Below are 22,106 nucleotides of genomic sequence, written 5' to 3' on the forward strand. Positions count from 1 at the left end.
GTTTTCTCCGAAATAGAGTCCTTTTGTGAACAACAGCGAATTTAGCAGCCTCAATCTCTCCCCCGCCCTGCAAGAGAACCTCACCAGCCTGGGTTACCTGCAGATGACCCCGATCCAGGCCCAGAGCCTGCCCCTGGTGCTCGATGGCAAAGACCTGATTGCCAAGGCAAAAACCGGCAGCGGCAAGACCGCCGCCTTCGGCCTCGGCCTGCTGGCCAAGCTTAACGTCAACCGCCTCGAAGTGCAGGCGCTGGTGCTCTGTCCGACCCGCGAACTGGCGGATCAGGTGGCCACCGAGATCCGCCGTCTGGCGCGCGCCCTGCCCAACGTCAAGCTGGTCACCCTGTGCGGCGGCACCCCGACCGCACCGCAGTCCGCCACCCTGAGCTTTGGTGCCCACATCGCCGTCGGCACCCCGGGTCGTATTCTCAAGCATCTGGAGCAAGGCACGCTGGAGCTATCCGGCCTCAAGACGCTGGTGCTGGATGAAGCGGATCGCATGCTGGACATGGGCTTTGGCGAAGATATCAACCGGGTCATCAGCTATGCCCCCCAGCAGCGTCAGACCCTGCTCTTCTCCGCGACCTATCCGGAAGGGATCGCCCAGATGAGCCGCGGCGTGCAGCGCAATCCGGTCGAGGTGAGCGTGGAGTCCCTGCACGAGGGGAGCGCCATCGAACAGAAGCTTTACGAAGTGCCTGCCGGCCAGCGCCTCGACGCCCTCACCTGGCTGCTGAGTCACTACCAGCCAAGCTCCTGCGTGGTGTTCTGTAACACCAAGCGCGCCTGTAACGACGTGGCCGACCATCTGGCCGCCAAGGGCTTCTCGGCGCTGGCGCTGAACGGCGATCTGGAACAGCGCGAGCGGGATCAGGTGCTGGTGCGCTTTGCCAACGGCAGCGCCACCATTCTGGTGGCCACCGATGTGGCGGCCCGCGGTCTCGACATCAAGGAGCTGGGCGCCGTCATTAACTACGAGCTGACCTATGATCCGGAAGTGCACGTGCACCGCATCGGTCGTACCGGTCGCGCCGGCCAGCAGGGTCTGGCCCTGAGCCTCTATCAGCCGAACGAGGCCCAGCGCGTCAACTTTATCGAAGAGTACCAGCAGGCCCCGATGCCGCTGGGTGATCTCGACAGCATCGGCCGCGACATCAAGCCGATCGCGCCGCAGATGGTGACCCTCTCCATCGATGCAGGCCGCAAGACCAAGGTGCGGGCCGGTGACATTCTGGGTGCCCTGACCGGTGAAGGCGGCATTGCCGGCGCCGACGTCGGCAAGATCCAGATCTCCGAACAGTACTCCTACGTCGCGGTGAAGCGCAGCGTGGCGAGCGCCGCCCTCAAGCGGTTGCAGGAAGGCAAGATCAAGGGTCGCAGCTACCGCGCCCGCAAACTGGGCTAAGGTTTTTTGCAAGCCGTTAGCCAGACCACAGGCGCCTGACAGGCGCCTGTTTCATATCTCCGATGCCGCCATGCGGCAAGACAGGCACCATGACCCAAGCAATCCAAACCGATGTGAGCTGCCAGAACTGCGAAGCCTGCTGCTGCCGCCTCGAAGTGATGCTCTTTACCGATACCGGCGTGCCGGACCGTTATGTACTGGAACGGGATGGCGAGATACCGGTCATGCGCCGGCTGGACGATGGCTGGTGCGCCGCCCTCGACCGCAACACCATGATGTGCCGTATCTACGAGGTGCGGCCGCTGATCTGCCGCGAATTCGAAATGGGTGAACCCGACTGTGTTGACGAGCGGGACAAGTGGTTTATCAAGCTGGATTGAGCCAAGGCCAGTCAGGATAAGGGTGGTCAAGCGCTCGCAGGTTCACAGGGAGCTGTGTTGAGCTGCTCCCCCAGCCACTGGATCGCCGCTGCCTCCTGCTCGAAGTAACGTACCGCCCGAAAGGGCAATCCCGTGAAGATGTTATCCGCCAGATAGCGCTTGAAGCCCCCTACGAAAACCACCGCCAGAAACTGACAGCCACTCTCGGCACACCAACCAAACTGGCGACGAAAACGGGCCAGCACCTCGGGCCCGGCCGCTTCAAACTCGGTCGCGACCTCGACAATCCCCCAGGGGCCATCCATCAATCCGGCCAGTTCGTGACGAAAGCGCGCCTCATAGGCCATGGCACCCGCCAGATTGAAGGGGCCACTCGGGCGGCAGATCAGCATCTGGCCCCTGCGCTCCATGTCGAATTGCCCATGTGGCTGCATGACTGCTCCCATTCCGTTACCACCACCATCACCTGCAAATTGTTACCACAAGGTAATAATTTATAAGGAAAAGTCCAGCAGCAAACAGGCTTTTCCCAAAGCGTGCTCATCCTATCCGACAAACCGTCGGCACCTCATGTTACCGACATCCCGCACTGAATCGATCTCAAGATGTGCGATTGCAGTTAACGAAACGTTACTGCTATTATCCGCGCCGCCACAAACATTCCACCAGCTGAAAGGTTTAGCGCCCCAACAAGGATGTGCAATGAAAAACAGGGACTCGAGTCATTACCAACGGATCTGGCGCTGGCACTTCTACGCCGGTCTCTTTGTCGCCCCTTTCCTGATCCTGCTGTCACTGACCGGGATCGTCTATCTGTTCAAACCCCAGCTCGACAACCTGATGTACCCCGAGCTGATGAAGGTCGCCCCCGCCAGCCAGACCCTGAGTGCCGACCAGCTGCTGGCCAAGGCGATGATGACCATGCCCGATGCCAGCCTGCGTAAATACCTGCCGCCTGTCGCACCCGATCAGAGCGCCCAGTTCATCGTCAATCAGGGGGATCGCGAGCTGACTCTGTTTATGGATCCCGCCAGCGGCGCCCTGCTCGGCACCATGGATAACAAGTGGAATCTGCAAGCGGTGGCTCGCTCCCTGCACGCCGACCTGCTGCTCGGTACCACCGGAGATCGGCTGATCGAGCTGGCAGCTGGCTGGGGCATTGTGTTGCTGTTGAGCGGACTCTATCTCTGGTGGCCACGCAAGGGGCCCGGGGTGGGCGGTATTCTCTGGCCCAGAGTCAGCCAGCGTGGCCGTCTCTGGTGGCGCGATCTGCACGCTGTGGTCGGCTTCTGGGGCGCCGGTTTCCTGCTGCTGCTGTTGCTGAGCGGCATGACCTGGACCGGCTTCTGGGGCGATCAGTTCGCCGCGGTCTGGAACCGCTTCCCGGCCGCCATGTGGAATGAGGTGCCCAAATCGGCACCGCTGGCCCGCACCCTGAATCAGGCACATGAGCAGACCGTTCCCTGGGCGGTGGAGAACACCCCCATGCCTAGCTCGCAGCCGGTCGATGAGGGGCACGATCACGGCGCAATGAACCACGGCGAGCTCGAGGGAGTGGTGATGGCCAGCCAGCGCATTGCGCTGCAACAGGTGGTCGAGATCGCCCATGAGCGGGGAGTCCAACCGGGTTACAGCATCACCCCGCCGGTCGGCGCCACCGGCGTCTACACCATCGCCCTGTTTGCCGACGATCCGCGCAACGACGCCACCCTGCATATCGATCAATACAGCGGCAAGGTGCTGGCCGATGTGCGCTGGCAGGATTACGGCCTGGTCGCCAAGACGGTGGAGAGCGGCGTCATGCTGCACATGGGCAAGCTCTACGGCTGGCCCCATCAGCTCGCCATGCTGCTTATCTGCCTGATGGTGCTGGCCAGCGCCGTGAGTGGTCTGTGGATCTGGTGGTGCCGTCGTCCGCAGGGCCGTCTCGCCGCGCCGCCGCTGCCTGCCAAACTCCCGCCGATGCGAGGTGCCATCACCCTGCTTATCCTGCTGGGGATCGCCTTCCCGCTGGTGGGCGCCTCCATGGTCGCCATCTGGCTGCTGGATACTCTGCTATTCTCCCGCCGCACGCTCAAAGTGGCTCGAGCCAGCTAAACCGGCCAAAACCAAAAAGGGCTCCCATCTCGGGAGCCCTTTGTATTGTTCACCTTGGCGCGCTGCGACCAGCTGTCAGGAGAGCGCCAACCCGATGGAGAGCAGCAGGCTGAACAGAAAGGCGCTGATGGCGGTCTTCTTGAGGGAACCGGTCAGCACCTCGCCATCGTAGCTTTCGCGAAGGGTGCGAGCCGCATCGCTGAGAGGCTTCATGGCGGGCAAAAAGATCCACGGCCAGAAGCTGGCGGGCTGGATCAGGATAAAGGCAATAGTTGCCAGCAGCGCCGCCCCCAGCAACACCCAGTGATAGGCGATGGCACGGTTGCGGCCAAGGCGCACCGCCAGAGTGATCTTGCCGCTGGCGGCGTCGGTCTCGATATCGCGCACATTGTTGATATTGAGCACGGCGGTTGCCAGCAGGCCACAGGCGGTGGCGGGTAGCAGCAGATCCCACTCCAGCGTCTTGGTGAAGAGGTAGTAGGAGCCGAGCACCCCGAGCAGGCCGAAGAAAAGGAACACCGAGATATCGCCAAACCCGCGATAGCCGTAAGGGGTCTTGCCGACGGTGTAGGTCACCGCCGCCACAATGGCCGCGCCACCCAACACCACAAATGCCAAAATCTGCAGCCACTGGCCGCCGAAGGCGCAGCCCAGCAGCAGCAGGCCACTGGCCACCGCCGCCAGCGCGGTCAGCCCCATCGCCACGCACATCTGTTTTTTGGTGATAAGGCCGGAGACCACCGCCCGCTGCGGACCGATCCGCTCGCCGTTGTCGGCGCCGGAGACCGCATCGCCGTAATCGTTGGCCAGATTGGAGAGGATCTGCAGCAGGATGGCGGTCAGCAGGGAGAGCGCCATGATGGTGCCATCGAAGGCACCACGACTGGCAGCCAGCCCCGAGCCCAGCAGGATGGAAGAGCAGGCGAGCGGCAATGTTCGCAAACGCGCCGCCAGCAACCAAACAGAGAAGGTATTTATCATTTTGTGATGGCCAAACAATCGGATATTGATCGTGTTAAGGGTTATCGAACCGGATTTGGGTATACTTGGCCCCGGAGAGTGAAGCTCCCGCGGGCGATTTACATGGACGAATGGGCAGATAATATATAGGAAATCATCGCCCTTTGGCATAAACCTACGGCATCCAGCTACCGGATCGCTCGTTACTACCCGGCTCAGACAAGAATCCATGTTGGCTCAGACCCATATCAAGCAACAACTGGACGCCCTGCGTCACAGCAACGTCAGCGGCTTCGTACGGTTGCGAGTGGCGATCGAAATCCGCTCCTTTCTGGGCTGGCTCGCGGCGCAAACCCTCTATCCCCGCATCTACTGGCAGGCTCGTGGAGAGGCTCGTCCCGAGTATGTCGCGCTGGGCGCCATCCATGAACTGACCGAACCGCACGCCATCAAGCAGGTGTGCACTAATACAGCCAACCAGCATCATGACGACAGCCCTCGCTACTATGGCGGGCTGGCGTTCGATCCGGCCCAGTCCGGCTGGCAAGGGTTTGGCCCCTGCCGTTTCGTACTGCCCCGCATCGAGCTTGTGCGCCGTGGCGAGTGCGTCAGTCTCTGCCTCAACCTCTGGCTGGATAACGACAATCTCGAGGCCGAACTGCAGGCGGCCGAAGCCGCCCTCGATGCCCTGCACCCGGAAGCCCCGCTGCCAGCCCTGCAAAAGCAGCCCTGGCAGCGACAGGATTGCCCCGGCCCCGCCCAGTGGCAAACGCTGGTGGAGCGCGTCACCGCCTCTGATTTTCAGGCCCACACTCCCAAGGTGGTGCTGTCGCGGGAGAGCGTGCTGACCAGTCCGAACCATGATGCGGATATCAATCCCTGGGCCATGCTCGACCAGTGGGCCCGCCACGCCCAGGACTGCTTCCACTTCGGTTTTCAATTCTCCCCCGAGCAGGCCTTTATCGCCTGTTCTCCCGAGCGGCTCTACCGCCGGGAAGATCGCCACCTCTTTACCGAGGCGCTGGCGGGCACCATTCGCCGCTCCGGCGATGAAGAGGTCGATGCCCAACTGGCCGCCGAGCTGCTGGCCGACAGCAAGAACCGGCTGGAGAACCGGCTGGTACACGCCGACATCCTCAGCCGTCTGGCACCACTGACCCACGATGCCACCCTGACCGAGCCGCGCATTCTGAAACTGCGGCTGCTGCAACACCTCAAGTGTGATATTGAGGCCGAGCTCAAACCCGGGGTCTGCGACTGGCAGCTGCTCGATGCCCTTCATCCGACTCCTGCGGTGGGCGGTGCCCCGCGCGAGGCGGCGCTCGCCTTTATCCGCGAGTTCGAGCCCTACGATCGGGGCTGGTACGCCGGTGCCTGCGGCATGCTGAGTAGGGAGACCTCCGAGTTCTCGGTCGCCATTCGCAGCGCCCGCATTCAGCCGGGCAGCGTCACCCTGTTTGCCGGTGCCGGCATTGTCGCCGGTTCCGAGCCTGTCGCCGAGTGGGCCGAGCTCGACAACAAGATCGCCAATGTGCTCTCCCTGCTGGGATAGTCATTCACCCTTTTCACGCTACGAGAGCCCCTATGCCCACCCGTAAAGAGCCTGCCAGCGAAGAGTTTGCCTGCACACCGTTTTCGAGCCAGCACGCCACCTTCAACCACGTCTGGTCCTCCCTCTTGCTGGAGGAGCTCTTTCGCCTCGGGGTGCGCGACATCGCGCTGGCCCCCGGCTCCCGCTCCGCGCCGCTGACCATGGCGGCGGCCGCCCATCAGGGCTTTCGCCGTCACCTGCACTTTGATGAGCGCGGTCTCGGCTTTATGGCGCTGGGGCTGGCCAAGGGGAGCAACCGGCCAGTGGCGGTGATCATGACGTCGGGCACCGCGGTAGCCAACCTCTGGCCCGCCGTGGCAGAGGCCCAGCTCACCGGCGTACCGCTGATTATTCTCTCCGCCGATCGCCCTCACGAGCTTATCGACAACGGCGCCAATCAGGCGATCGACCAGCAGGGGATCTTCGGCCGCTACCCCGTCTATCAGCAGAACCTGCCGAGCCCCACTCCGACCATTCCGGCGGCGTTTGTGCTGAGTTCGGTGGACCAAGCCTTGGCCAAACAGGCGCTCACCCCCGGGGTAGTGCACTTCAACTGCATGTACCCCGAGCCCCTCTACCCGGGCGAGCACTATCAGGATTTCTTCGACTATCTGGCCCCCCTCGGTGACTGGCTCGCCTCGCGCAAGCCCTGGAGCCCGTGGCAGCAAAACGAGCCGAGCTGCCCCCCTCAGGCGGAGTGGGAAAGCTTTCGGCAACAGCGCGGCATCGTTGTGGCTGGTCGCATTACAGACCCGAAGCAGGCACAGACTGCCGCCGCGCTGGCGGAGCAACTCGGCTGGCCGCTGCTGGCAGATCTGCAGAGCCAGATCCGCTTCGATAGCCGCAACCTCATCCACATGGATATGGCGCTCAACGACCCTGAATTCGTCGCCGAGCTGGGCCGCGCCGAGGTGCTGCTGCAATTTGGCGCACGGCTTGTCTCCAAGCGGCTCGGCCAGTTCATCAAACACCATTCATGGCAGGATTACTGGTTGGTGGATCCGCAACCGGCGCGGCTCGATCCCGACTACCGGCTGCGCAACCGGCTGCTCTGCAGTGCCAGCGCCTTTGCTGCGGCCCATCCGGTCACCACACAAGCCCCTTGGCACACATTGGCCGAGCTGCAACACAACGCCAGCCAGCAGATCGCCGCTGCCTGCGAGCACTTCTCCGAGCTTGGGGTCTGCCATCGCCTCAATTCCCTTATCGAAGGACAGCTGTTTGTCGGCAACAGCATGCCAGCCCGACTGATGGATATGCTCGGCGAAACGGGCAAGGGGCCGAGCCGGGTGATGACCAACCGCGGCGCCTCCGGCATCGATGGTCTGATCGCCACCGCCTACGGTTTTGCCCAATCAATCGAGCAGGACAGTGATGAGCCCACCACCCTGCTGCTTGGCGATCTCAGCGCCCTGCACGATCTCAACAGCCTCGCCCTGCTCAGCAAGGCGAGTCGACCGCTGGTGGTGATCCTGCTCAACAACGATGGCGGCAGCATCTTTCGTATGTTGCCGGTGCCCACCGAAGGGGAGCTGCTGGAGAGCTACTATCGGCTGCCCCACGGCCTCAGCTTTGAACATGCCGCCGCCATGTTTGGCCTCGGCTATCGGGCGCCGACCACCCTGCTCGAGTTCGAGCACGATTACCGCGCCGCCCTCCAACATGGCGTTACCTTGATCGAGATCCGGGTACCGAGCGAGCAGGTGGCCGATGATCTCAAGGCGCTGGGGGCCGCCATCCGTGGTGAATAAAGATGCCAATATGCCGCTGGTTCTGCTGCACGGCCTGCTGGGGGATAGCGGCGACTGGCAACCGGTGATCGACCGGCTGCCCGCCATCCACTGCATCGCCCTCGATCTGCCGGGTCACGGCCAGCATAGCGATCTCAACGTCAGCGACTTTGAGCAGAGCCACCAGTGGCTGGTCACCGAGCTGGCCAGCCGCAACATTGAACGCTATCTGCTGGCGGGTTACTCGCTGGGTGGGCGACTGGCCCTCTATCACGCCAGCCGCGAGCCCGCCGGGCTCCGGGGGCTGCTGCTGGAGAACTGTAACCCGGGACTACCGGCCAGTGAACGGGCCGCCCGCATCCAGCACGATGAACTGTGGGCGCAGCGTTTCGAGCATGAGCCCCTGGCTGACGTGCTGGCAGACTGGTACCGGCAAGGGGTGTTTGCCGATCTTGACGATGCGGCCCGGGCCCGCCAGATCGCCCGCCGCCTTGGCAACGACGGTCAGGGCATCGCCACCATGCTGCGCGCCACTTCGCTAGGCAAGCAGCCGGATCTCGCCCCCTGGCTCATGGCGAGCCAGCTGCCGGTTACTTATGTGAGTGGCAAGCGGGATCACAAATTCCATCAGCTGGCTTGCCAGCTGGCGAACCAAAATCGCAGAATCAACCACTTGGTGCTGGATGGCGGCCATAATCTGCACGCCCATCAGCCTGATAACTTTGCCCGACTCCTCGCGGAGTGGGTCAACCAACAAGAAGAGACGAGTCATGATTGAAGCAATGACGGAAGCTGAACTGTATGCACCTGTTCAACATGCCGGGATTGCTCAACTCAGAGTTCAACTCGGTGCTCAACTGCACTCTCCCAGATCAGAAGGAAAAAACCATGATTGAAGCAATGACGGAAGCGGAACTGTACGCTCCGGTTGAGTGGCAGGATTGCTCCGCCGGTTACGAGGACATCCTCTATCACAAGTCCAACGATGGCATTGCCAAGATCACCATCAACCGTCCCCAGGTGCGCAACGCCTTCCGCCCCCGCACCGTCAAAGAGATGCTGCAGGCGCTGGCCGATGCCCGTTATGACGATCAGATCGGCACCATCATCCTGACCGGTTTTGGCGAGAAAGCCTTCTGCGCCGGCGGCGACCAGAAGATCCGTGGCGACTACGGTGGATACCGTGATGACGAGGGAACTCACCACCTCAACGTGCTCGACTTCCAGCGCGACATCCGCACCTGCCCGAAACCTGTGGTTGCCATGGTGGCCGGTTACGCGGTCGGTGGCGGCCACGTGCTGCACATGATGTGTGACCTGACCATCGCAGCCGACAACGCCCAGTTTGGCCAGACCGGCCCGAAAGTGGGCTCCTTCGACGGCGGTTGGGGTGCTTCCTACATGGCTCGTATCGTCGGCCAGAAGAAAGCCCGCGAAATCTGGTTCCTCTGCCGCATGTACGATGCCCAGCAAGCCCTCGACATGGGGCTGGTCAACACCGTCGTGCCGTTGGCCGAACTGGAGCGTGAAACCGTGCGCTGGTGCCGCGAAATGCTGCAAAACAGCCCGATGGCGCTGCGCTGCCTGAAAGCCGCCCTCAACGCTGACTGTGATGGTCAGGCGGGCTTGCAGGAGCTGGCGGGCAATGCCACCATGCTGTTCTACATGACCGAAGAGGGTCAGGAAGGGCGCAACGCCTTCAACGAAAAGCGTCGCCCCGACTTCTCCAAATACAAGCGGAACCCCTGATGACACTCGCCCTGTATCGCTATCAACTGCCTTTTACCCAGCCACTGACCTTTCACGGCAAAGTGGAGGTGGCGCGAGAGGGGCTGTTGGTGCGCATCAACGACGGCTGGGGGGAAATCGCCCCCCTGCCCGGCTTCTCGAAAGAGAGCCTGCAACAGGCAGAGGCAGAAGCCCTTGCCACGCTGGCGGCCCTGGCCGCCGGTGACACCCCGAACCCCGTGCTGCCGTCGGTGCAATTTGGCCTCGACTGCGCGCGCCGGACATGGCCCGAGCAGCGCAACCCGCTGCCGGAGCCCTATCCCCTCATTCAAGGCTCCCCCCAGGAGCTGCTGCGCAACTGGAAAGAGTGGCTGCACCGCACGCCCGGCAAGGCCAAGCTGAAGGTGGCACGCTACCCGATGCGTGACGAGCTGGCACTGATCCGCCTGCTGTGCGATCGCCTCCCCTCCCTCAAGCTGGTGCTGGATGCCAACCAGGGCTGGACCCGCGAGGAGGCATGGACCTTCTGCGGCCATCTCGACCCGAATCGCATCGAGTATCTGGAAGACCCTTGCGCCGACTTTGCCGACATCGCCTTTGTCGCCAACCGCACCGGCATGCCGGTGGCGCTGGACGAGCTGCTGGCACAAGGCAAGGCGTGGGAGCCGATCCCGCAACTGCGCGCGCTGGTGCTCAAGCCTACCCTGCTCGGTTCACTCGCCAACTGCGAAGCGCTGATCGCCCGCGCCCGCGAACTGCGGCTCAAGGTGATCATCTCCTCCTGTTTCGAATCAGATCTGGGCCTGAACCAGCTCTTTCATCTGGCAGGCGAGTGGGCACCGGAACAGGCGCCGGGGCTGGATACCCGCCGCTGGATGGCAGGCAACCTGCTGGGGGAAAATGGCAAACCGGATTTGAGTCGACTGGAGCAACTGTATTACCGTGATTGACCCCTCCAGCTCATCCGAACAGACGCCTTGCCCGGTACGCCACCGGGCAATCACAGCCCCGAACCGCATTGCCATCCACACAGCCTCGCCCCTCAGTTATCGCCAGCTCGATGCCCGCCTCAACAGCCTGTGCCAACAGTTGGAACAGGCTGGAGTGCGCCGTGGCGGTCATCTGGCTGCAGTGGTGCGCGGTGCGCTGGAAGATGTGCTGCTGGCATGGACCTGCGTGCGCAGCGGCGTGGTATTCTGCCCGCTCAATCCCGCCTTTCCTCTCGAAAAGCAGCGCGAGCTGGCGGTACAACTCGATGCCGATGCCTTCTGGTCGGCAGGGGAGATCCCGGCAGGCAACTGGCAGCCCCTGCAGCTCGACTTCACGCACGAACTGCCGGCAAGCGAGGAAACATGGCCGCTGGCATCGACCCAGCTCAACAACATGATCCTCACCTCGGGCTCCAGCGGCACGCCGAAAGCGGTGGTGCACCGGCTCTGCAACCACCTGGCCTCGGCACGCGGCTCTGCAACTCTCATTCCCCTCGATGAGGCCTGCGGCTGGCTACTCTCCCTGCCGCTGTTTCATGTCGGCGGCTACGCCATCCTGTTTCGGGTCTTTCTGGCGGGTGCCACGTTGGTGCTAGACGATCGCAGTCAGCCGCTCAAGGCGCGGCTTGAACAGCAGCCCATTACCCATCTCTCGCTGGTGCCGACCCAGCTCTGGCGCCTGCTGGCAGAGGGTTTTGATCCCGCCCGTACCCGCCTGCGCGAGCTGCTGCTCGGTGGCGCAGCCATCCCGCAGCCGCTGGTGAGCCGCCTCTGCTCCATGGGGCTCGAACCCAAGGTGAGTTATGGTCTCTCCGAGATGGGCAGTCAGGTCTGCACCGCTATCCCCGGCGATACAGGCGTAGTTGGCAAACCGCTACCGGGGCGGGAAGTGTGCATCAGGGAGCAGGAGATCTGCGTGCGCGGCGCCACCCTGTTTGCCGGTTACTACCGAGATGGAGAGCTGGAACTGCCTCTCGATGACGAAGGCTGGTTTCATACCCGCGACAAGGGGCGCTTCACTGCGGCAGGGGAACTGCTGGTAGAGGGGCGGCTCGATAACCTCTTTATCTCGGGTGGCGAAAACATCCAGCCCGAAACCATAGAGCAGCGACTGGTGGATCATCCCGCTGTCGCCCAGGCGCTGGTGGTGCCGGTGCCGAGCGACGAGTGGGGGCAACGCCCCGCCGCCTTTATCGGCTGGCACGGCGAGCCGGTCCCCTACCCCGAACTGGCCGCCTGGATCCGCAACGCCCTGCCCGGCTTTATGGTGCCCGACCACTGGCTCCCCTGGCCCGATCTTGGCGGCAATCTCAAACCCTCCCGCCAACTGCTGGGCAAGGTAGCCCGACAACAAACCACTCGGGCACGACAAGCTGAATGAGAGCGGACTCACAATTTCCCGACCTGCTCTGAAAACAGAAAAAGAAACATGTGAGTCCTCACTGCGGCGCCAGCCCACGAGAATCCGATCAGACTCCAAAAGCCATCATCTTATTGATTTATCTGATTTTTAATTGGAAATTGATATCCCTTTGGAACCAGTTAAATTGCCTTGCGATTACTCGCAAGACAATACACAAACAACAACAAAGGGATAAAAATGAACCGTTCAGGTACCGGGTGGCTGCTGCTGGCAGGCCCCCTGCTTTTGGCGACATCCTCGGCACAAGCCAACTACTCCCCCAATGACTGGCGACAGTATCAGCTGACTGGCGAATCGAGCCGGCAACTGGCTGCGCGCATCACCGAGATCACCTACGAGCTCAAGGCGCGCAGCAGCAATGCACCTTACCAGCAGCTCAGGGTCTACCGTCGCTTCGACTGGCAGAGCAGCGATCTCGCCGCACTGGCCGAGCAACAGTGTGGCGAGCCGCAGCTCAAGGTAGATGCGGGTTGGCAGATCCGCTTCGTGCGCTGTGAAGATCGGATTCCGGCGGGCAAGCTCATTCCCGCCAGCAGTTATGACTTCGGTTATGGCCTCAAGCAGGGTCGCTGGGAGCAGCTGGCGGGCACGCCGACCGCCCAGCGGCAGGATCGTCTGCCGCTGCCACAAGCCATCATCCTGGGTCAGAGCGAAAGGGAGCTGGATCGCTGCGAACTCAACGCACAAGGCGGCTGCGCAGAGTCGGAGTGGCACTATCAGCTGCAGGATTGGCAGCAGTTGCAGGTACTTGAAGAGACCCCGAGTGAGCGGGATGGCCGGTTGGAGCAGATATTTTTCCGTCTGCAACCGGTGGCAGGCAGTCAGGCAGCCGCTCAGGTCAGCGAGATCCACGTCTGGCGCCGTTATCAGTGGCAGCTGGATCAGCTCACGCCTCAGCAGGAGTGTGATGAGCCACAGGAGCGCAAGGAGGGGAGCAACACCATCCGTTATCGCATCTGTCGTCAGGTGATCCCCGCTGGCAGCGAGGTTCAGGTAACGTTGCAAGATAGCGGCTACCAATACCCGGTCGCCGGCGGCGAGTGGCAACCCCTGCCAGAGAGCAAAGAGTGGCAGGAGAGCCGGGTGCTCAATCGCCCCATCGTGCTGGCCAGCAAGGAGGAGCAGCTGGAGTGCCGCCGCGCCAACGGTCGTCTCTGCTCCGAGCCCGAGCAGCCCGATGTGGATCTGCTCGACAGCGATGCCGCCAAACTGGTGGCCGACGTGAGCGGCCAGAACAGCCCTGCCTGGCAGGCGGATTACGGCCACGATGACGCCAAGCTGATGGCGGTGGTGCGCGGCATGCGTGCCCTGCTGGCGGCCAACCAGCCGACCCATCCGGCAATGGACAAGCTGCTCTACTATGTGCGCGCCCACAACTACCACGGCGGCGTTGGCAAAGAGAGTGATCAGGTCGCCCGGGCACTGGCCGGGGTAATGATTGATCTGCTCAACCACCCATTGCTGCTGGGAGCTGAACCACAGGAGCAGGCTGGCACAGTGCTGGAAGCCTGGAGCGTGGCGGCGCAGGGACAACTTGGGCAAGCCGCCTTCCGCCAGAGTGCCGCCCCCATGCTGGCCCAGCTCAACCAGGCGCTCGGCTATGCGGTGCAACATGCGGCACAGATCAATGGCCACAAACCCTGGGCCGATGGCCTGTTCGAGCTGCTCAATCTGGTCGATCAGAGCGCCTCTTACGGTCAGCAGGCAGACTTCAGCGCAGCTGTGCTGCAACAGGAGGCGGCATTGCGCCAGAGCCTGCTGCAACTGGGCCTGAGCGAGCTGGCCCTCTGGAAACAGCGCGATGGCTCACGGGATCTGTTTATCTTCAACAACATCCTCGATGCCCATAGCCGTCTCTACCAGATGATGCGCTACCTCCATCACACCAGCCCGGATAAGGCGATCGCCTATCGCCAACAGCTGGATCGCGATGTGATCGCCATCATGCGCCAGCAAGGGCTGATCCCGGGCGGACAGCATCCGGCTGCCATGCTGGAAGAGGTCTCCCTGACTCTCTCCAGCTACTACCTCACCTACACGGATCGCACCAGCGAGGCTTGTGTCAGCGGCGAGTTTACCGGGCTTTGCACACCGATCCGCATGGAAGATATTCTGCCGTTCGAGCACACCTGCTCGCCCACCCTGCGTCTGCGCGCCCAGGATCTGACCTTGGCTCAGGCCGAAGGGATCTGCCGCGAGCTGGGTGATGAAGAGCAGCGCTTCCACCAGCAGATGGAGACTGGCTGGCAACCGGTAGCCGATGATCACAACGAAGCGCTGGAACTGGTGATCTTCAACTCCTCCGCCGACTGGGGCCGCTACGGCAGCGCGCTGTTTGGCGTCTCCACCGACAATGGCGGCATCTATATCGAGGGGGATCCGGCTCGCCCCGGCAATCAGGCCCGCTTCTTCGCCTATGAGGCGGAGTGGAAACGCCCTGCCTTCCAGGTGTGGAACCTGCGCCACGAGTATGTTCACTATCTGGATGGCCGCTTCAACCAGTACGGCAGCTTCGGCCACTATCCGCTCAACCGCACTACCTGGTGGGCCGAGGGGGTTGCAGAGTACATCGCCCACGGTCAGTGCTTTGCCCGAGGTCTGGATAACGTGGCAAACCGCCCTGCCAACCAGCGCCCGACACTGGCGGCGATCCTCCACCTTGACTACGACCAGGGTGGCGAGATGGTCTACTCCTGGTCCTATACCGTGCACCGCTTCCTCAACGATACCGGTCGCGGCGCCAGCTGGCTGGCGCTGGCACAGGCGCTGCGCAATCCGGATCGGCAGCAAGCGATGAGCGACTTCGAAGGGGAGCTGGACCGGCTGATCGCCAACGACAGCGACGCCTATCAGGCGTGGCTCGCCCGGGATCTGCTGCCCTGGTGGCAAGCCAACAAGGAGTCAGACGCCTGCAAGGGTAACGACTCCGCCCACTGATAGACATCCAACACAAAGAGGGGCAGCCACCGCAGCCCCTCGCTTTTTCCCCCGCACTCCCTCTTCAGCTGCGACAACCTCTGCCCGAATGAGGTGCCCGCCCGTTATCAAGCCTGACGCCGGCGGCCGAGTTGTAATAGAATGCCGATAGCCACTCCCAACTTCAGACCCTGACCGCACCGCGCATGAAGAAGTTTGCCAAGATCCTCCTCGCCTGCCTTGTTTTGCTGCTGGCCCTGATTGCCATGCTGCTGGGCTACAGCGAGTGGATCGTCTCGGATGCCCGTCACTACACCTACGATCGGGTGGACAAGGTGCCCTACAACCGGGTTGCGGTGGTGCTGGGTACCTCCAAATATCTCTCCGGTGGCGGCCCCAACCACTACTTCAAATACCGCATCAAGGCGGCGGCCGAGCTCTACAACAATGCCAAGGTGGACTTCATCATCGTCTCCGGTGACAACGCCACCGTGCAGTACAACGAGCCACGCCAGATGCGCCGCGCCCTGATCAAGGCGGGCATCCCCGCCTCCGCCATCTATATGGATTTCGCCGGATTCCGCACCCTCGACTCTGTGGTTCGCGCCAAGGAGGTGTTCGGCCAGGAGCGCTTTACCGTGGTCTCCCAGGGCTTTCACAACGAGCGGGCCATCTTCATCGCCCGCCATTTCGGTATCGACGCGGTTGGCTTCAATGCCGAGGATCCCAGCGCCTATCAGGGGATCCGCACCCGGGTGCGGGAAGTCTTTGCCCGCCTGATGGGGCTGCTCGACCTCTATGTGCTGGACAAAGGGCCCAAGTTCCTCGGCGCTCCTGTGCCCATCGGTCTGCCTGTGCCTTGCCAGTCACTGAGCACCATCGGCAGCCTGCAACCCTGCCTCAAACAGCCCAAACCGGCGGTGGATGAGGCAAAGCCAGCGGCAGTTTCTGCCGCGGTTGCCACCGAGTCGGCTACTCCATATGCCTCGGCCGCGACAGCACAACTCAACCCTGCTGTATCCGCTGCGGCAACGACTGAGCCGGCCACTCCCGCCAAATCCGCGGCAGAAACCGCCGCCGAGATGCCCAGCGCGGCCTTACCCACATTGCCGATGACCCCTTCAGCCGCCAGCTTCAGCACTGCCACACCATAAACAGACGACCCGCCAACTGGCGGGTCTTGTTATTACTGCGCGGGTTGTGGCGGCTGTACTGCAAACCAATTCCCAGCGACCAAGTCAGCCTCGCGCCGCTTGATAACGGCGGGCCACTTCGGCCCAATCCACCACCTGATAGAAGGCAGCGATATAGTCAGGACGCTTGTTCTGGTACTTGAGATAGTAGGCGTGCTCCCACACATCCAGCCCCAGGATCGGGGTATGGCCATGCATCAGGGGACTATCCTGATTGGCACTGCTCTCCACCTGCAATCTGCCCGCCTTGTCCACCACCAGCCAGGCCCAGCCGCTGCCAAAGCGGCTCAGGGCAGCCTGAGTGAAAGCCTGCTTGAAGGCATCAAATCCCCCCAATTCCCGCTCGATGGCCAGAGCCAGCTCACCACCCGGCTCACCGCCCCCCTGCGGGCTCATCACCAGCCAGAACAGGGAGTGATTGGCATGGCCGCCACCATGGTTGCGGACCGCCCCCTGCAAGGTGGCAGGCAGAGTATCGAAGCGGCGCAGCAGCTCCTCTACCGGCAGTACGGCCAGCTCGGGCGCCCCTTCCAGCGCGGCGTTGAGGTTGTTGATATAGGTCTGGTGATGACGGCTATGGTGGATCTCCATGGTCAGGGCATCGATATGGGGTTCTAGTGCGTCGTAGGCATAGTTCAGGGCTGGCAGGGTATGGCTCATGATGACCTCTGTTCGGATTAATGGAGCCGGGATGAGGGCTCGCTCTGACACAGGCAGTGACCGAGCGAACGCATGATCCCGGCGTGGCTGCCGTGGCGCTGTACGAACGTCAGCAACTCGGCACGGGTTGTGCAGGTATGGCGCAACGCGGCCTCTCGCAGCCGAGAGGAGCAAGCGGGGGAGTGACAGGTCGCCAGCAGGCAGTCGTGCACATAGCAGAGCAGGTCGGCGGCGCGATCGGGCAGAGTCATGGCCACCAGCAGATCCGCCAGATTGTGGTGAGCCACAACCAGCGCAGCCACCGCCTCATCGGCGTCATGCCACTGCACCAATTGCTGACGAGCCAGCCAGAGCGCCTGCTGATAATGGGCCAGCGCCTGATGATACTCGCCGCAATCAAACAGCCGGTTACCCTCTCGGGTCTGCTGTTTCCAGTGACTCATGCTGCTGCCACCTTCGGTCGACTCGACCCACCCCTTCACCCAGGTTGCTGTCATATGCTTCACACCAACAAATGATAATAATTATCATTACATGAATCATGTCCGGGAGACAAGGGGCGTCGGGATCGCAGTAAACAGCCAAAACAGCGCGGCCACCCCTTGGCAAGGAGTGGCCGCTTGAGGCACCGGTCAGTGGATTCGACCGGCTAATTGGAAGTTAACGGCAGGTCAGATGTTGTTGGCTGGCGAAGGCGGGGCGATCCCCAGCAGCATATGGTCCATCATCCCCACCATGCGCCCTATCTCGGGCTTGGTGATGGTATCGTTGGCCCCCAGTTGCAGCGCTTTCTGGCGGTTGTCATCGCTCATCAGGGAGGAGAACATCACGATGGGCATCTCCTTGTAGGAGGGGGTATCCCGCAGCCGCTTGAGCAGGTGCATACCATCCATGCGCGGCATCTCCACATCGGTGATCACCGCATTGACGAAGCCGGTCACCGGCATCCTCTCCTCCTGGGCCAGACGATCGAAATCCGTCATCATCTCCAACCCCTCGCCGCCGTCCTTGGCCGTAATCACGTTGTAGCCAGCAGTGCGCAGGGTGGTCTCGATCATCTTGCGGATAAAGGCCGAGTCATCCACCACCAGAATGGTCTTGCCCTGGCGCAGTGCCATCATGCGATCGTCGATGAGCACCTTGCGGTCCTGAGTGGCGTCGTACTTCTCCATGCTGAGCTCGGGGTTGATATCGGCGATGATCTTCTCGAAATCGAGGATCATGATGAGGTTGCCATCGCGCCTGACCACGGCCACCACGCAGTCGTTCTCCCCCGCTTCCAGAAACTGGCTGGGGGACTCCACATCCTCCCAGGAGACCCGGTGGATCCTGCTGACGCTATCGATCAGAAAGCCGTTGGCCATCTTGTTGAAGTCGGTGACGATCACCACCTTGTGGCTGGGGTCAGGGTTGGTCTTGATGCCGAGCCAGCCCGCCAGATCCACCAGCGGGATGAGGCGATCCCGCAGGGAGAAGACCCCCACCATATGACGCTGGGCGTTGGGGTAATCTGTGGTCTCCGGCACCCGGATCACCTCGCGCACCTTGGCGACGTTGATCCCGTAATAAGCGGTTTTTTCACGACCGTCCGGTAGCTGCTTCTTGAGGTGAAACTCGATGATCTCAAGTTCGTTGGTGCCACTTTCGGTCAGGATAGATTTACGCTCTTCCCCATCTTTGGACATCATGGTGACTCTCATTCTGGTTGCGCGGGCAGCAGACCGCTGCGGTTTTCCCTCAGTATAGGAATGGATTTCACCCAGCGGCTCGGATCTCGGCAAGATTGCAGCCTTAACCGCTTGATCCCGCAGGCTGGCGGGATCGTATCTGCCAATCAGGACAACATTGGCGGATGGTGAAATCCATCATGTACTCACAAGGAGCCTGAGATGAGTGAAGGCATAGTCGTGATTGGCGCTTCTGGCGGTATCGGGGCGGCTCTGGTGACACACTGGTTGGCGGCGGGTGTCGGGCCAGTGATTGCCATAAGCCGTCAGCCCACACCTGCTGGCCTCTCGTCGCTGGGTCTGCACTGGCTATGTTGTGATTACAGCGATGAGCAGATGACAGAAGTGGTGGCGCGCATCGCGGAATTGGCGCCGCGACCCCATCGGGTGGTGATCTGCAACGGCATCCTGCATCAGGGGGAGATCCAGCCGGAGAAGCGGCTCGAAGCAATCAATCTGGATGCCATGACCCGTCTCTACCAGACCAACGCCCTGCTGCCGCTGCGCTGGATCTGCCAGCTGTTACCGCTGTTTGGCCGCGAGCCTTGCACCTTGGCCGTTCTCAGTGCCCGGGTCGGCAGCATTGGCGACAACCGAGCAGGCGGCTGGTATGGCTATCGCGCATCCAAGGCAGCCCTCAACATGCTGCTCAAGTGTGCCGCCATCGAGCTGGCCCGGCGGGCCCCCGGCGTCAAATTGCTGGCCTTCCATCCCGGCACAGTGGATACCCAACTCTCTCGCCCGTTTCACGCCAATGTACCGCCAGGAAATGTGCAGAGTCCCGAGCTGGTAGCCGACCATCTGATTAACCTGATGAACCGGCTGCAACCGGATGGCGAGCTGAGCTTTCTCGACTGGCAGGGCAAACCTATCGAGTGGTAGAGGAACTCAAGAGACGTGCCAGCAGTGCCCGCAACCTCTTGATCACGGCGGGCTTGCCCGCCAGTTGCAACCTCGCGGCCAGCATTCCCCAATCTGCATATTGCCAGATGGTTGCGATCAGCAGATAACGCTCGTCAGGAGTCAGCGAAGCCAGCACATCCAGATTGCGCGCCAGCCACAACTGCAGGCTCGACTGGCTCAGTTCGAACGGCTTGTGATGCAGGGCAAAGCACTCAACCTCATCACGCTCGAACTCGCCAAGCTCAGCCGCGGTGATGGTGCTGCCTTGCAGACATTGCCATACCAGCTCGGGATCCAATCCTTTCAGCTCGCCTGCCAGCAGGGTCGGCAACTGGCGAATGAAACGCTGCTGCCATTGATTCAATTCGATCTCATGTTCGGGTTTCAGCGCTTTGAGCAGCAGGGCTGCGTGGCAGCCGCTGGCGGCATCCCGCTGCAGGCCGATGCGCAGCACCGCCAGCCCGGCCTTTCGCCAGAAGGGGAGCAGGTCGGCGCTGGCCGAAAAGGCCGAGCCGAGGTAGTCGATGCCAATCTGGCGATAGTGCTCCTCAAGCTTGCCAAGCAGCAGCGACCCCAACCCGAGACGATGCAGCTCGGGATGGATGGCGATACGCATCACCCGGGCGTAGCTGTGCCCCCCCGCAGTTTTGAAACCGGCGTGGGCCAGCAGCGACTGGGGCAGCAGATGGCCACGCGGACGGCGACGCCCGGCCCAGATCGCCTCGGCAAGTTCAGGGTCTATCCCCCCTTCCCGCGCAACCAAGGCCACTCCCAGCAGGCTCTCATCCTGCTCCAGCAGATGGATGTCGAGATCCGGGCTCTCCAGCAGGGATCTAAGATCGCTCGGCGTGGTCTGGTAGTGAGCCAGCACCAGCAGGCCAAACAGCTGGCTGAGCAACGCCTCGTCGCTCGCCAGCACCTCCTGACTGACCAGACGCCAGCTTGGGCTGGCCGGCGGCAAGGGCGTTGCCACTTCGGCATTGAGGCCGAGCAGGCGGAAAATCAGTGGCTCCAGCGGATCGCGCTCACTCCAGCGAATGGGCTCAGAGAGGTGGATCTCCTGCCACTCCGGGGTCTGGCTATCGAGCACCCGCTTGAAGCGCAGGTGAAAACCGCGACCCGTCCCCTCGTAACCATGCTCGGTGGTGGCAAACACGATGCGGCTGTGGCGGGCCAGCATGGCCTCGAGCAGCGGGGTCGGAATGGCGGCCGCTTCATCCACCAGCAGCAGATCGGGATTAATCGCCTCGTGCACCAGCCGATCTGGCGAGCAGTAGCTCAGTCCGGTCAGCTGTTCCGGCGTGGTATCTAGCCCACGAGCGGCGTGGGCAAACAGGGTCGCTACCGTTGCCTGCGAGGGGGCCGTCACCACTATGTTCAGCCCTGGCTGCTGGCGCAGCAGCTCGGCGGCAGCCAGCCCCAGCAGCGCACTCTTGCCACGACCGCGGTCGGCACTCAGCACCTGCGGCCGGCGGCGATGACCGTGCAACACCTTGTGGATGGCGGGCAGTGCCCGCGCCTGATCGCAGCTCAATGGCTGCTCGGGCCCAAGCGGTTGCCACGGCTGCGAGCAAATCGGCGGCGCCAGCGAGAGGGCAGGATCCCCGTCCAGCAACCGCACCAGCCGGGCGATAAAGCCGTGACCGACCCGGCTCACCTCCTCCGCCTGCGCCACCAGCCGGATCCGGTCGGGATCCGGCCATGCGGGCCACTGCGCTCTGGGTGGCGTCAACAGCAACAGCAAGCCACCGGCGCGCAGAGTGCCAGCCAGCGCCCCGAAGGCGTCGGGATGAAAGCCGCTGAAGGCGTTGAACACCAGCGTGTCGCACTCCTGACCAAGCCGCTGCAGCGCCTTGGCGGCCGGTTGCGGGGCATAGCACTCGGGCCCGGCTCCCAGCCAGAAGACCGTCTCGCCGAGCAGGGATTGGGCGCGGGCAATGCAGTCGGCCTCCTCCCCCTCCAGCCAGATCAGGCGCCGTTCACCGGCGCGGGCCAGCGCCTCGCGCAGGCTGTTGAGCTCTTGCGGCGTCATGAAGCCTGGCTGTCAGCCGGTTTGCGGGGCTCGAACATGCGCTCCCCCATCTGATCGATAAAGGTGTGAGCCTTCTGCACCATGAAGCGCTCGGCATCGGCCGGGTTGGCAAACAGATCGGAGCGGATAAAGCGGTGGGTTTGCAGCACGCCGTCCACCTCTTTGGTGATGCGGCCTGCCAGCCGATACTGGCCACCTTCGGCCATGGGTTCCGGATAGATGAGATAGCCGGCATATTCGGTGGGAGTGACTTCCGGCGCCTTGGTCGGCTCCCCCCCGAACAGGGCGCTGAACAGTTTCTTGAGCATGGTGATCTCCTCTGGTTGCCAGCATTGTCCCCAAGGGGTTGCACAGTGGCAAGCAGGGGATCTT

Annotated in this window: 20 protein-coding genes; 13 read left to right on the forward strand and 7 right to left on the reverse strand. The window is 62.4% G+C overall.

Going from position 1 to position 22,106, the window contains the following annotated elements:
* Positions 1 to 25 precede the first annotated feature (25 nt).
* Together dbpA and AB5Y97_RS06655 are read left to right on the forward strand one after the other, a co-directional pair.
* Positions 26 to 1,405, forward strand: coding sequence for an ATP-dependent RNA helicase DbpA (gene dbpA, locus AB5Y97_RS06650; protein WP_042053613.1), 1,380 nt, complete (start codon positions 26 to 28; stop codon positions 1,403 to 1,405).
* An 89-nt stretch (positions 1,406 to 1,494) separates the two neighbouring features.
* Entirely contained in the window at positions 1,495 to 1,785 is a 291-nt protein-coding gene (locus tag AB5Y97_RS06655; protein ID WP_005341481.1) for a YkgJ family cysteine cluster protein, read from the forward strand.
* A 26-nt stretch (positions 1,786 to 1,811) separates the two neighbouring features.
* Here AB5Y97_RS06655 and AB5Y97_RS06660 read toward each other — a convergent pair whose 3' ends face one another.
* Positions 1,812 to 2,219 carry a hypothetical protein gene (locus AB5Y97_RS06660; protein WP_005354927.1) on the reverse strand — a complete coding sequence of 136 codons (408 nt, stop codon included), beginning with the start codon at positions 2,217 to 2,219 and terminating at the stop codon, positions 1,812 to 1,814.
* Positions 2,220 to 2,487: 268 nt separating this feature from the next.
* Between AB5Y97_RS06660 and AB5Y97_RS06665 the strand changes: the two genes are divergently transcribed.
* A complete protein-coding gene (locus AB5Y97_RS06665) occupies positions 2,488 to 3,882 on the forward strand; it encodes a PepSY-associated TM helix domain-containing protein (protein ID WP_368157394.1) in 1,395 nt (464 codons plus the stop codon).
* A gap of 75 nt (positions 3,883 to 3,957) precedes the next feature.
* Here AB5Y97_RS06665 and AB5Y97_RS06670 read toward each other — a convergent pair whose 3' ends face one another.
* Entirely contained in the window at positions 3,958 to 4,863 is a 906-nt protein-coding gene (locus AB5Y97_RS06670) for a 1,4-dihydroxy-2-naphthoate polyprenyltransferase (RefSeq protein ID WP_201948034.1), read from the reverse strand.
* A gap of 208 nt (positions 4,864 to 5,071) precedes the next feature.
* Between AB5Y97_RS06670 and AB5Y97_RS06675 the strand changes: the two genes are divergently transcribed.
* The 9 genes from AB5Y97_RS06675 to AB5Y97_RS06715 all read left to right on the forward strand — a co-directional run bounded on the left by AB5Y97_RS06675 (position 5,072) and on the right by AB5Y97_RS06715 (position 16,373).
* Positions 5,072 to 6,394, forward strand: coding sequence for an isochorismate synthase MenF (locus AB5Y97_RS06675; RefSeq protein ID WP_368157395.1), 1,323 nt, complete (start codon positions 5,072 to 5,074; stop codon positions 6,392 to 6,394).
* 32 nt (positions 6,395 to 6,426) lie between these two features.
* A complete protein-coding gene (gene menD, locus AB5Y97_RS06680) occupies positions 6,427 to 8,184 on the forward strand; it encodes a 2-succinyl-5-enolpyruvyl-6-hydroxy-3-cyclohexene-1-carboxylic-acid synthase (protein WP_368157397.1) in 1,758 nt (585 codons plus the stop codon).
* The gene (gene menH, locus AB5Y97_RS06685) at positions 8,144 to 8,941 is read left to right on the forward strand and encodes a 2-succinyl-6-hydroxy-2,4-cyclohexadiene-1-carboxylate synthase (protein WP_157161916.1); all 798 of its coding nucleotides are present in this window, start codon (positions 8,144 to 8,146) and stop codon (positions 8,939 to 8,941) included. Before menD ends, menH begins: the two co-directional genes overlap by 41 nt.
* The gene (locus tag AB5Y97_RS06690; RefSeq protein ID WP_265114016.1) at positions 8,934 to 9,059 is read left to right on the forward strand and encodes a hypothetical protein; all 126 of its coding nucleotides are present in this window, start codon (positions 8,934 to 8,936) and stop codon (positions 9,057 to 9,059) included. The genes menH and AB5Y97_RS06690 overlap by 8 nt, the downstream gene beginning before the upstream one ends.
* A gap of 4 nt (positions 9,060 to 9,063) precedes the next feature.
* Complete coding sequence (menB, locus tag AB5Y97_RS06695) at positions 9,064 to 9,912, forward strand: 1,4-dihydroxy-2-naphthoyl-CoA synthase (protein ID WP_197971580.1); 849 nt, start codon at positions 9,064 to 9,066, stop codon at positions 9,910 to 9,912.
* Positions 9,912 to 10,841, forward strand: coding sequence for an o-succinylbenzoate synthase (gene menC / locus AB5Y97_RS06700; RefSeq protein WP_201937876.1), 930 nt, complete (start codon positions 9,912 to 9,914; stop codon positions 10,839 to 10,841). Before menB ends, menC begins: the two co-directional genes overlap by 1 nt.
* Positions 10,834 to 12,261 (forward strand): AMP-binding protein, encoded by a 1,428-nt coding sequence (locus AB5Y97_RS06705; RefSeq protein ID WP_201937875.1) that lies wholly within the window; start codon positions 10,834 to 10,836, stop codon positions 12,259 to 12,261. Before menC ends, AB5Y97_RS06705 begins: the two co-directional genes overlap by 8 nt.
* A gap of 219 nt (positions 12,262 to 12,480) precedes the next feature.
* The gene (locus AB5Y97_RS06710) at positions 12,481 to 15,240 is read left to right on the forward strand and encodes a collagenase (protein WP_201948042.1); all 2,760 of its coding nucleotides are present in this window, start codon (positions 12,481 to 12,483) and stop codon (positions 15,238 to 15,240) included.
* A 185-nt stretch (positions 15,241 to 15,425) separates the two neighbouring features.
* A complete protein-coding gene (locus AB5Y97_RS06715) occupies positions 15,426 to 16,373 on the forward strand; it encodes a vancomycin high temperature exclusion protein (protein ID WP_201948044.1) in 948 nt (315 codons plus the stop codon).
* Between the two features lie 84 nt (positions 16,374 to 16,457).
* On the opposite strand, the gene AB5Y97_RS06720 is transcribed toward AB5Y97_RS06715, so the two are convergent.
* The 3 genes from AB5Y97_RS06720 to AB5Y97_RS06730 all read right to left on the reverse strand — a co-directional run bounded on the left by AB5Y97_RS06720 (position 16,458) and on the right by AB5Y97_RS06730 (position 18,760).
* Positions 16,458 to 17,072, reverse strand: coding sequence for a superoxide dismutase (locus AB5Y97_RS06720; RefSeq protein ID WP_201948046.1), 615 nt, complete (start codon positions 17,070 to 17,072; stop codon positions 16,458 to 16,460).
* A gap of 17 nt (positions 17,073 to 17,089) precedes the next feature.
* The gene (locus AB5Y97_RS06725) at positions 17,090 to 17,569 is read right to left on the reverse strand and encodes a hypothetical protein (RefSeq protein ID WP_113739896.1); all 480 of its coding nucleotides are present in this window, start codon (positions 17,567 to 17,569) and stop codon (positions 17,090 to 17,092) included.
* A gap of 174 nt (positions 17,570 to 17,743) precedes the next feature.
* Positions 17,744 to 18,760, reverse strand: coding sequence for a chemotaxis protein (locus AB5Y97_RS06730; protein ID WP_368157401.1), 1,017 nt, complete (start codon positions 18,758 to 18,760; stop codon positions 17,744 to 17,746).
* A gap of 201 nt (positions 18,761 to 18,961) precedes the next feature.
* Here AB5Y97_RS06730 and AB5Y97_RS06735 point away from each other — a divergent pair, with 201 nt between their 5' ends.
* Entirely contained in the window at positions 18,962 to 19,681 is a 720-nt protein-coding gene (locus AB5Y97_RS06735) for an SDR family NAD(P)-dependent oxidoreductase (RefSeq protein WP_201948047.1), read from the forward strand.
* On the opposite strand, the gene AB5Y97_RS06740 is transcribed toward AB5Y97_RS06735, so the two are convergent.
* Positions 19,668 to 21,734, reverse strand: coding sequence for a tRNA(Met) cytidine acetyltransferase TmcA (locus AB5Y97_RS06740; RefSeq protein ID WP_368157403.1), 2,067 nt, complete (start codon positions 21,732 to 21,734; stop codon positions 19,668 to 19,670). The two genes, AB5Y97_RS06735 and AB5Y97_RS06740, sit on opposite strands and share 14 nt — an antisense overlap.
* Entirely contained in the window at positions 21,731 to 22,042 is a 312-nt protein-coding gene (locus AB5Y97_RS06745; protein WP_150389778.1) for an HlyU family transcriptional regulator, read from the reverse strand. The genes AB5Y97_RS06740 and AB5Y97_RS06745 overlap by 4 nt, the downstream gene beginning before the upstream one ends.
* Positions 22,043 to 22,106 lie beyond the last annotated feature (64 nt).

The organism is Aeromonas sp. R10-2 (assembly GCF_040908445.1).
GTDB lineage: Bacteria > Pseudomonadota > Gammaproteobacteria > Enterobacterales > Aeromonadaceae > Aeromonas > Aeromonas veronii.

Coding starts and splice junctions, on each gene's coding strand:
- AB5Y97_RS06655 (WP_005341481.1), top strand. CDS start 1,495: ATGACCCAAGCAATCCAAACCGATGTGAGCTGCCAGAACTGCGAAGCC.
- AB5Y97_RS06660 (WP_005354927.1), bottom strand. CDS start 2,219: ATGCAGCCACATGGGCAATTCGACATGGAGCGCAGGGGCCAGATGCTG.
- AB5Y97_RS06665 (WP_368157394.1), top strand. CDS start 2,488: ATGAAAAACAGGGACTCGAGTCATTACCAACGGATCTGGCGCTGGCAC.
- AB5Y97_RS06670 (WP_201948034.1), bottom strand. CDS start 4,863: ATGATAAATACCTTCTCTGTTTGGTTGCTGGCGGCGCGTTTGCGAACA.
- AB5Y97_RS06675 (WP_368157395.1), top strand. CDS start 5,072: ATGTTGGCTCAGACCCATATCAAGCAACAACTGGACGCCCTGCGTCAC.
- menD (WP_368157397.1), top strand. CDS start 6,427: ATGCCCACCCGTAAAGAGCCTGCCAGCGAAGAGTTTGCCTGCACACCG.
- menH (WP_157161916.1), top strand. CDS start 8,144: ATGATCTCAAGGCGCTGGGGGCCGCCATCCGTGGTGAATAAAGATGCC.
- AB5Y97_RS06690 (WP_265114016.1), top strand. CDS start 8,934: ATGATTGAAGCAATGACGGAAGCTGAACTGTATGCACCTGTTCAACAT.
- menB (WP_197971580.1), top strand. CDS start 9,064: ATGACGGAAGCGGAACTGTACGCTCCGGTTGAGTGGCAGGATTGCTCC.
- menC (WP_201937876.1), top strand. CDS start 9,912: ATGACACTCGCCCTGTATCGCTATCAACTGCCTTTTACCCAGCCACTG.
- AB5Y97_RS06710 (WP_201948042.1), top strand. CDS start 12,481: ATGAACCGTTCAGGTACCGGGTGGCTGCTGCTGGCAGGCCCCCTGCTT.
- AB5Y97_RS06715 (WP_201948044.1), top strand. CDS start 15,426: ATGAAGAAGTTTGCCAAGATCCTCCTCGCCTGCCTTGTTTTGCTGCTG.
- AB5Y97_RS06720 (WP_201948046.1), bottom strand. CDS start 17,072: ATGAGCCATACCCTGCCAGCCCTGAACTATGCCTACGACGCACTAGAA.
- AB5Y97_RS06725 (WP_113739896.1), bottom strand. CDS start 17,569: ATGACAGCAACCTGGGTGAAGGGGTGGGTCGAGTCGACCGAAGGTGGC.
- AB5Y97_RS06730 (WP_368157401.1), bottom strand. CDS start 18,760: ATGATGTCCAAAGATGGGGAAGAGCGTAAATCTATCCTGACCGAAAGT.
- AB5Y97_RS06735 (WP_201948047.1), top strand. CDS start 18,962: ATGAGTGAAGGCATAGTCGTGATTGGCGCTTCTGGCGGTATCGGGGCG.
- AB5Y97_RS06740 (WP_368157403.1), bottom strand. CDS start 21,734: ATGACGCCGCAAGAGCTCAACAGCCTGCGCGAGGCGCTGGCCCGCGCC.
- AB5Y97_RS06745 (WP_150389778.1), bottom strand. CDS start 22,042: ATGCTCAAGAAACTGTTCAGCGCCCTGTTCGGGGGGGAGCCGACCAAG.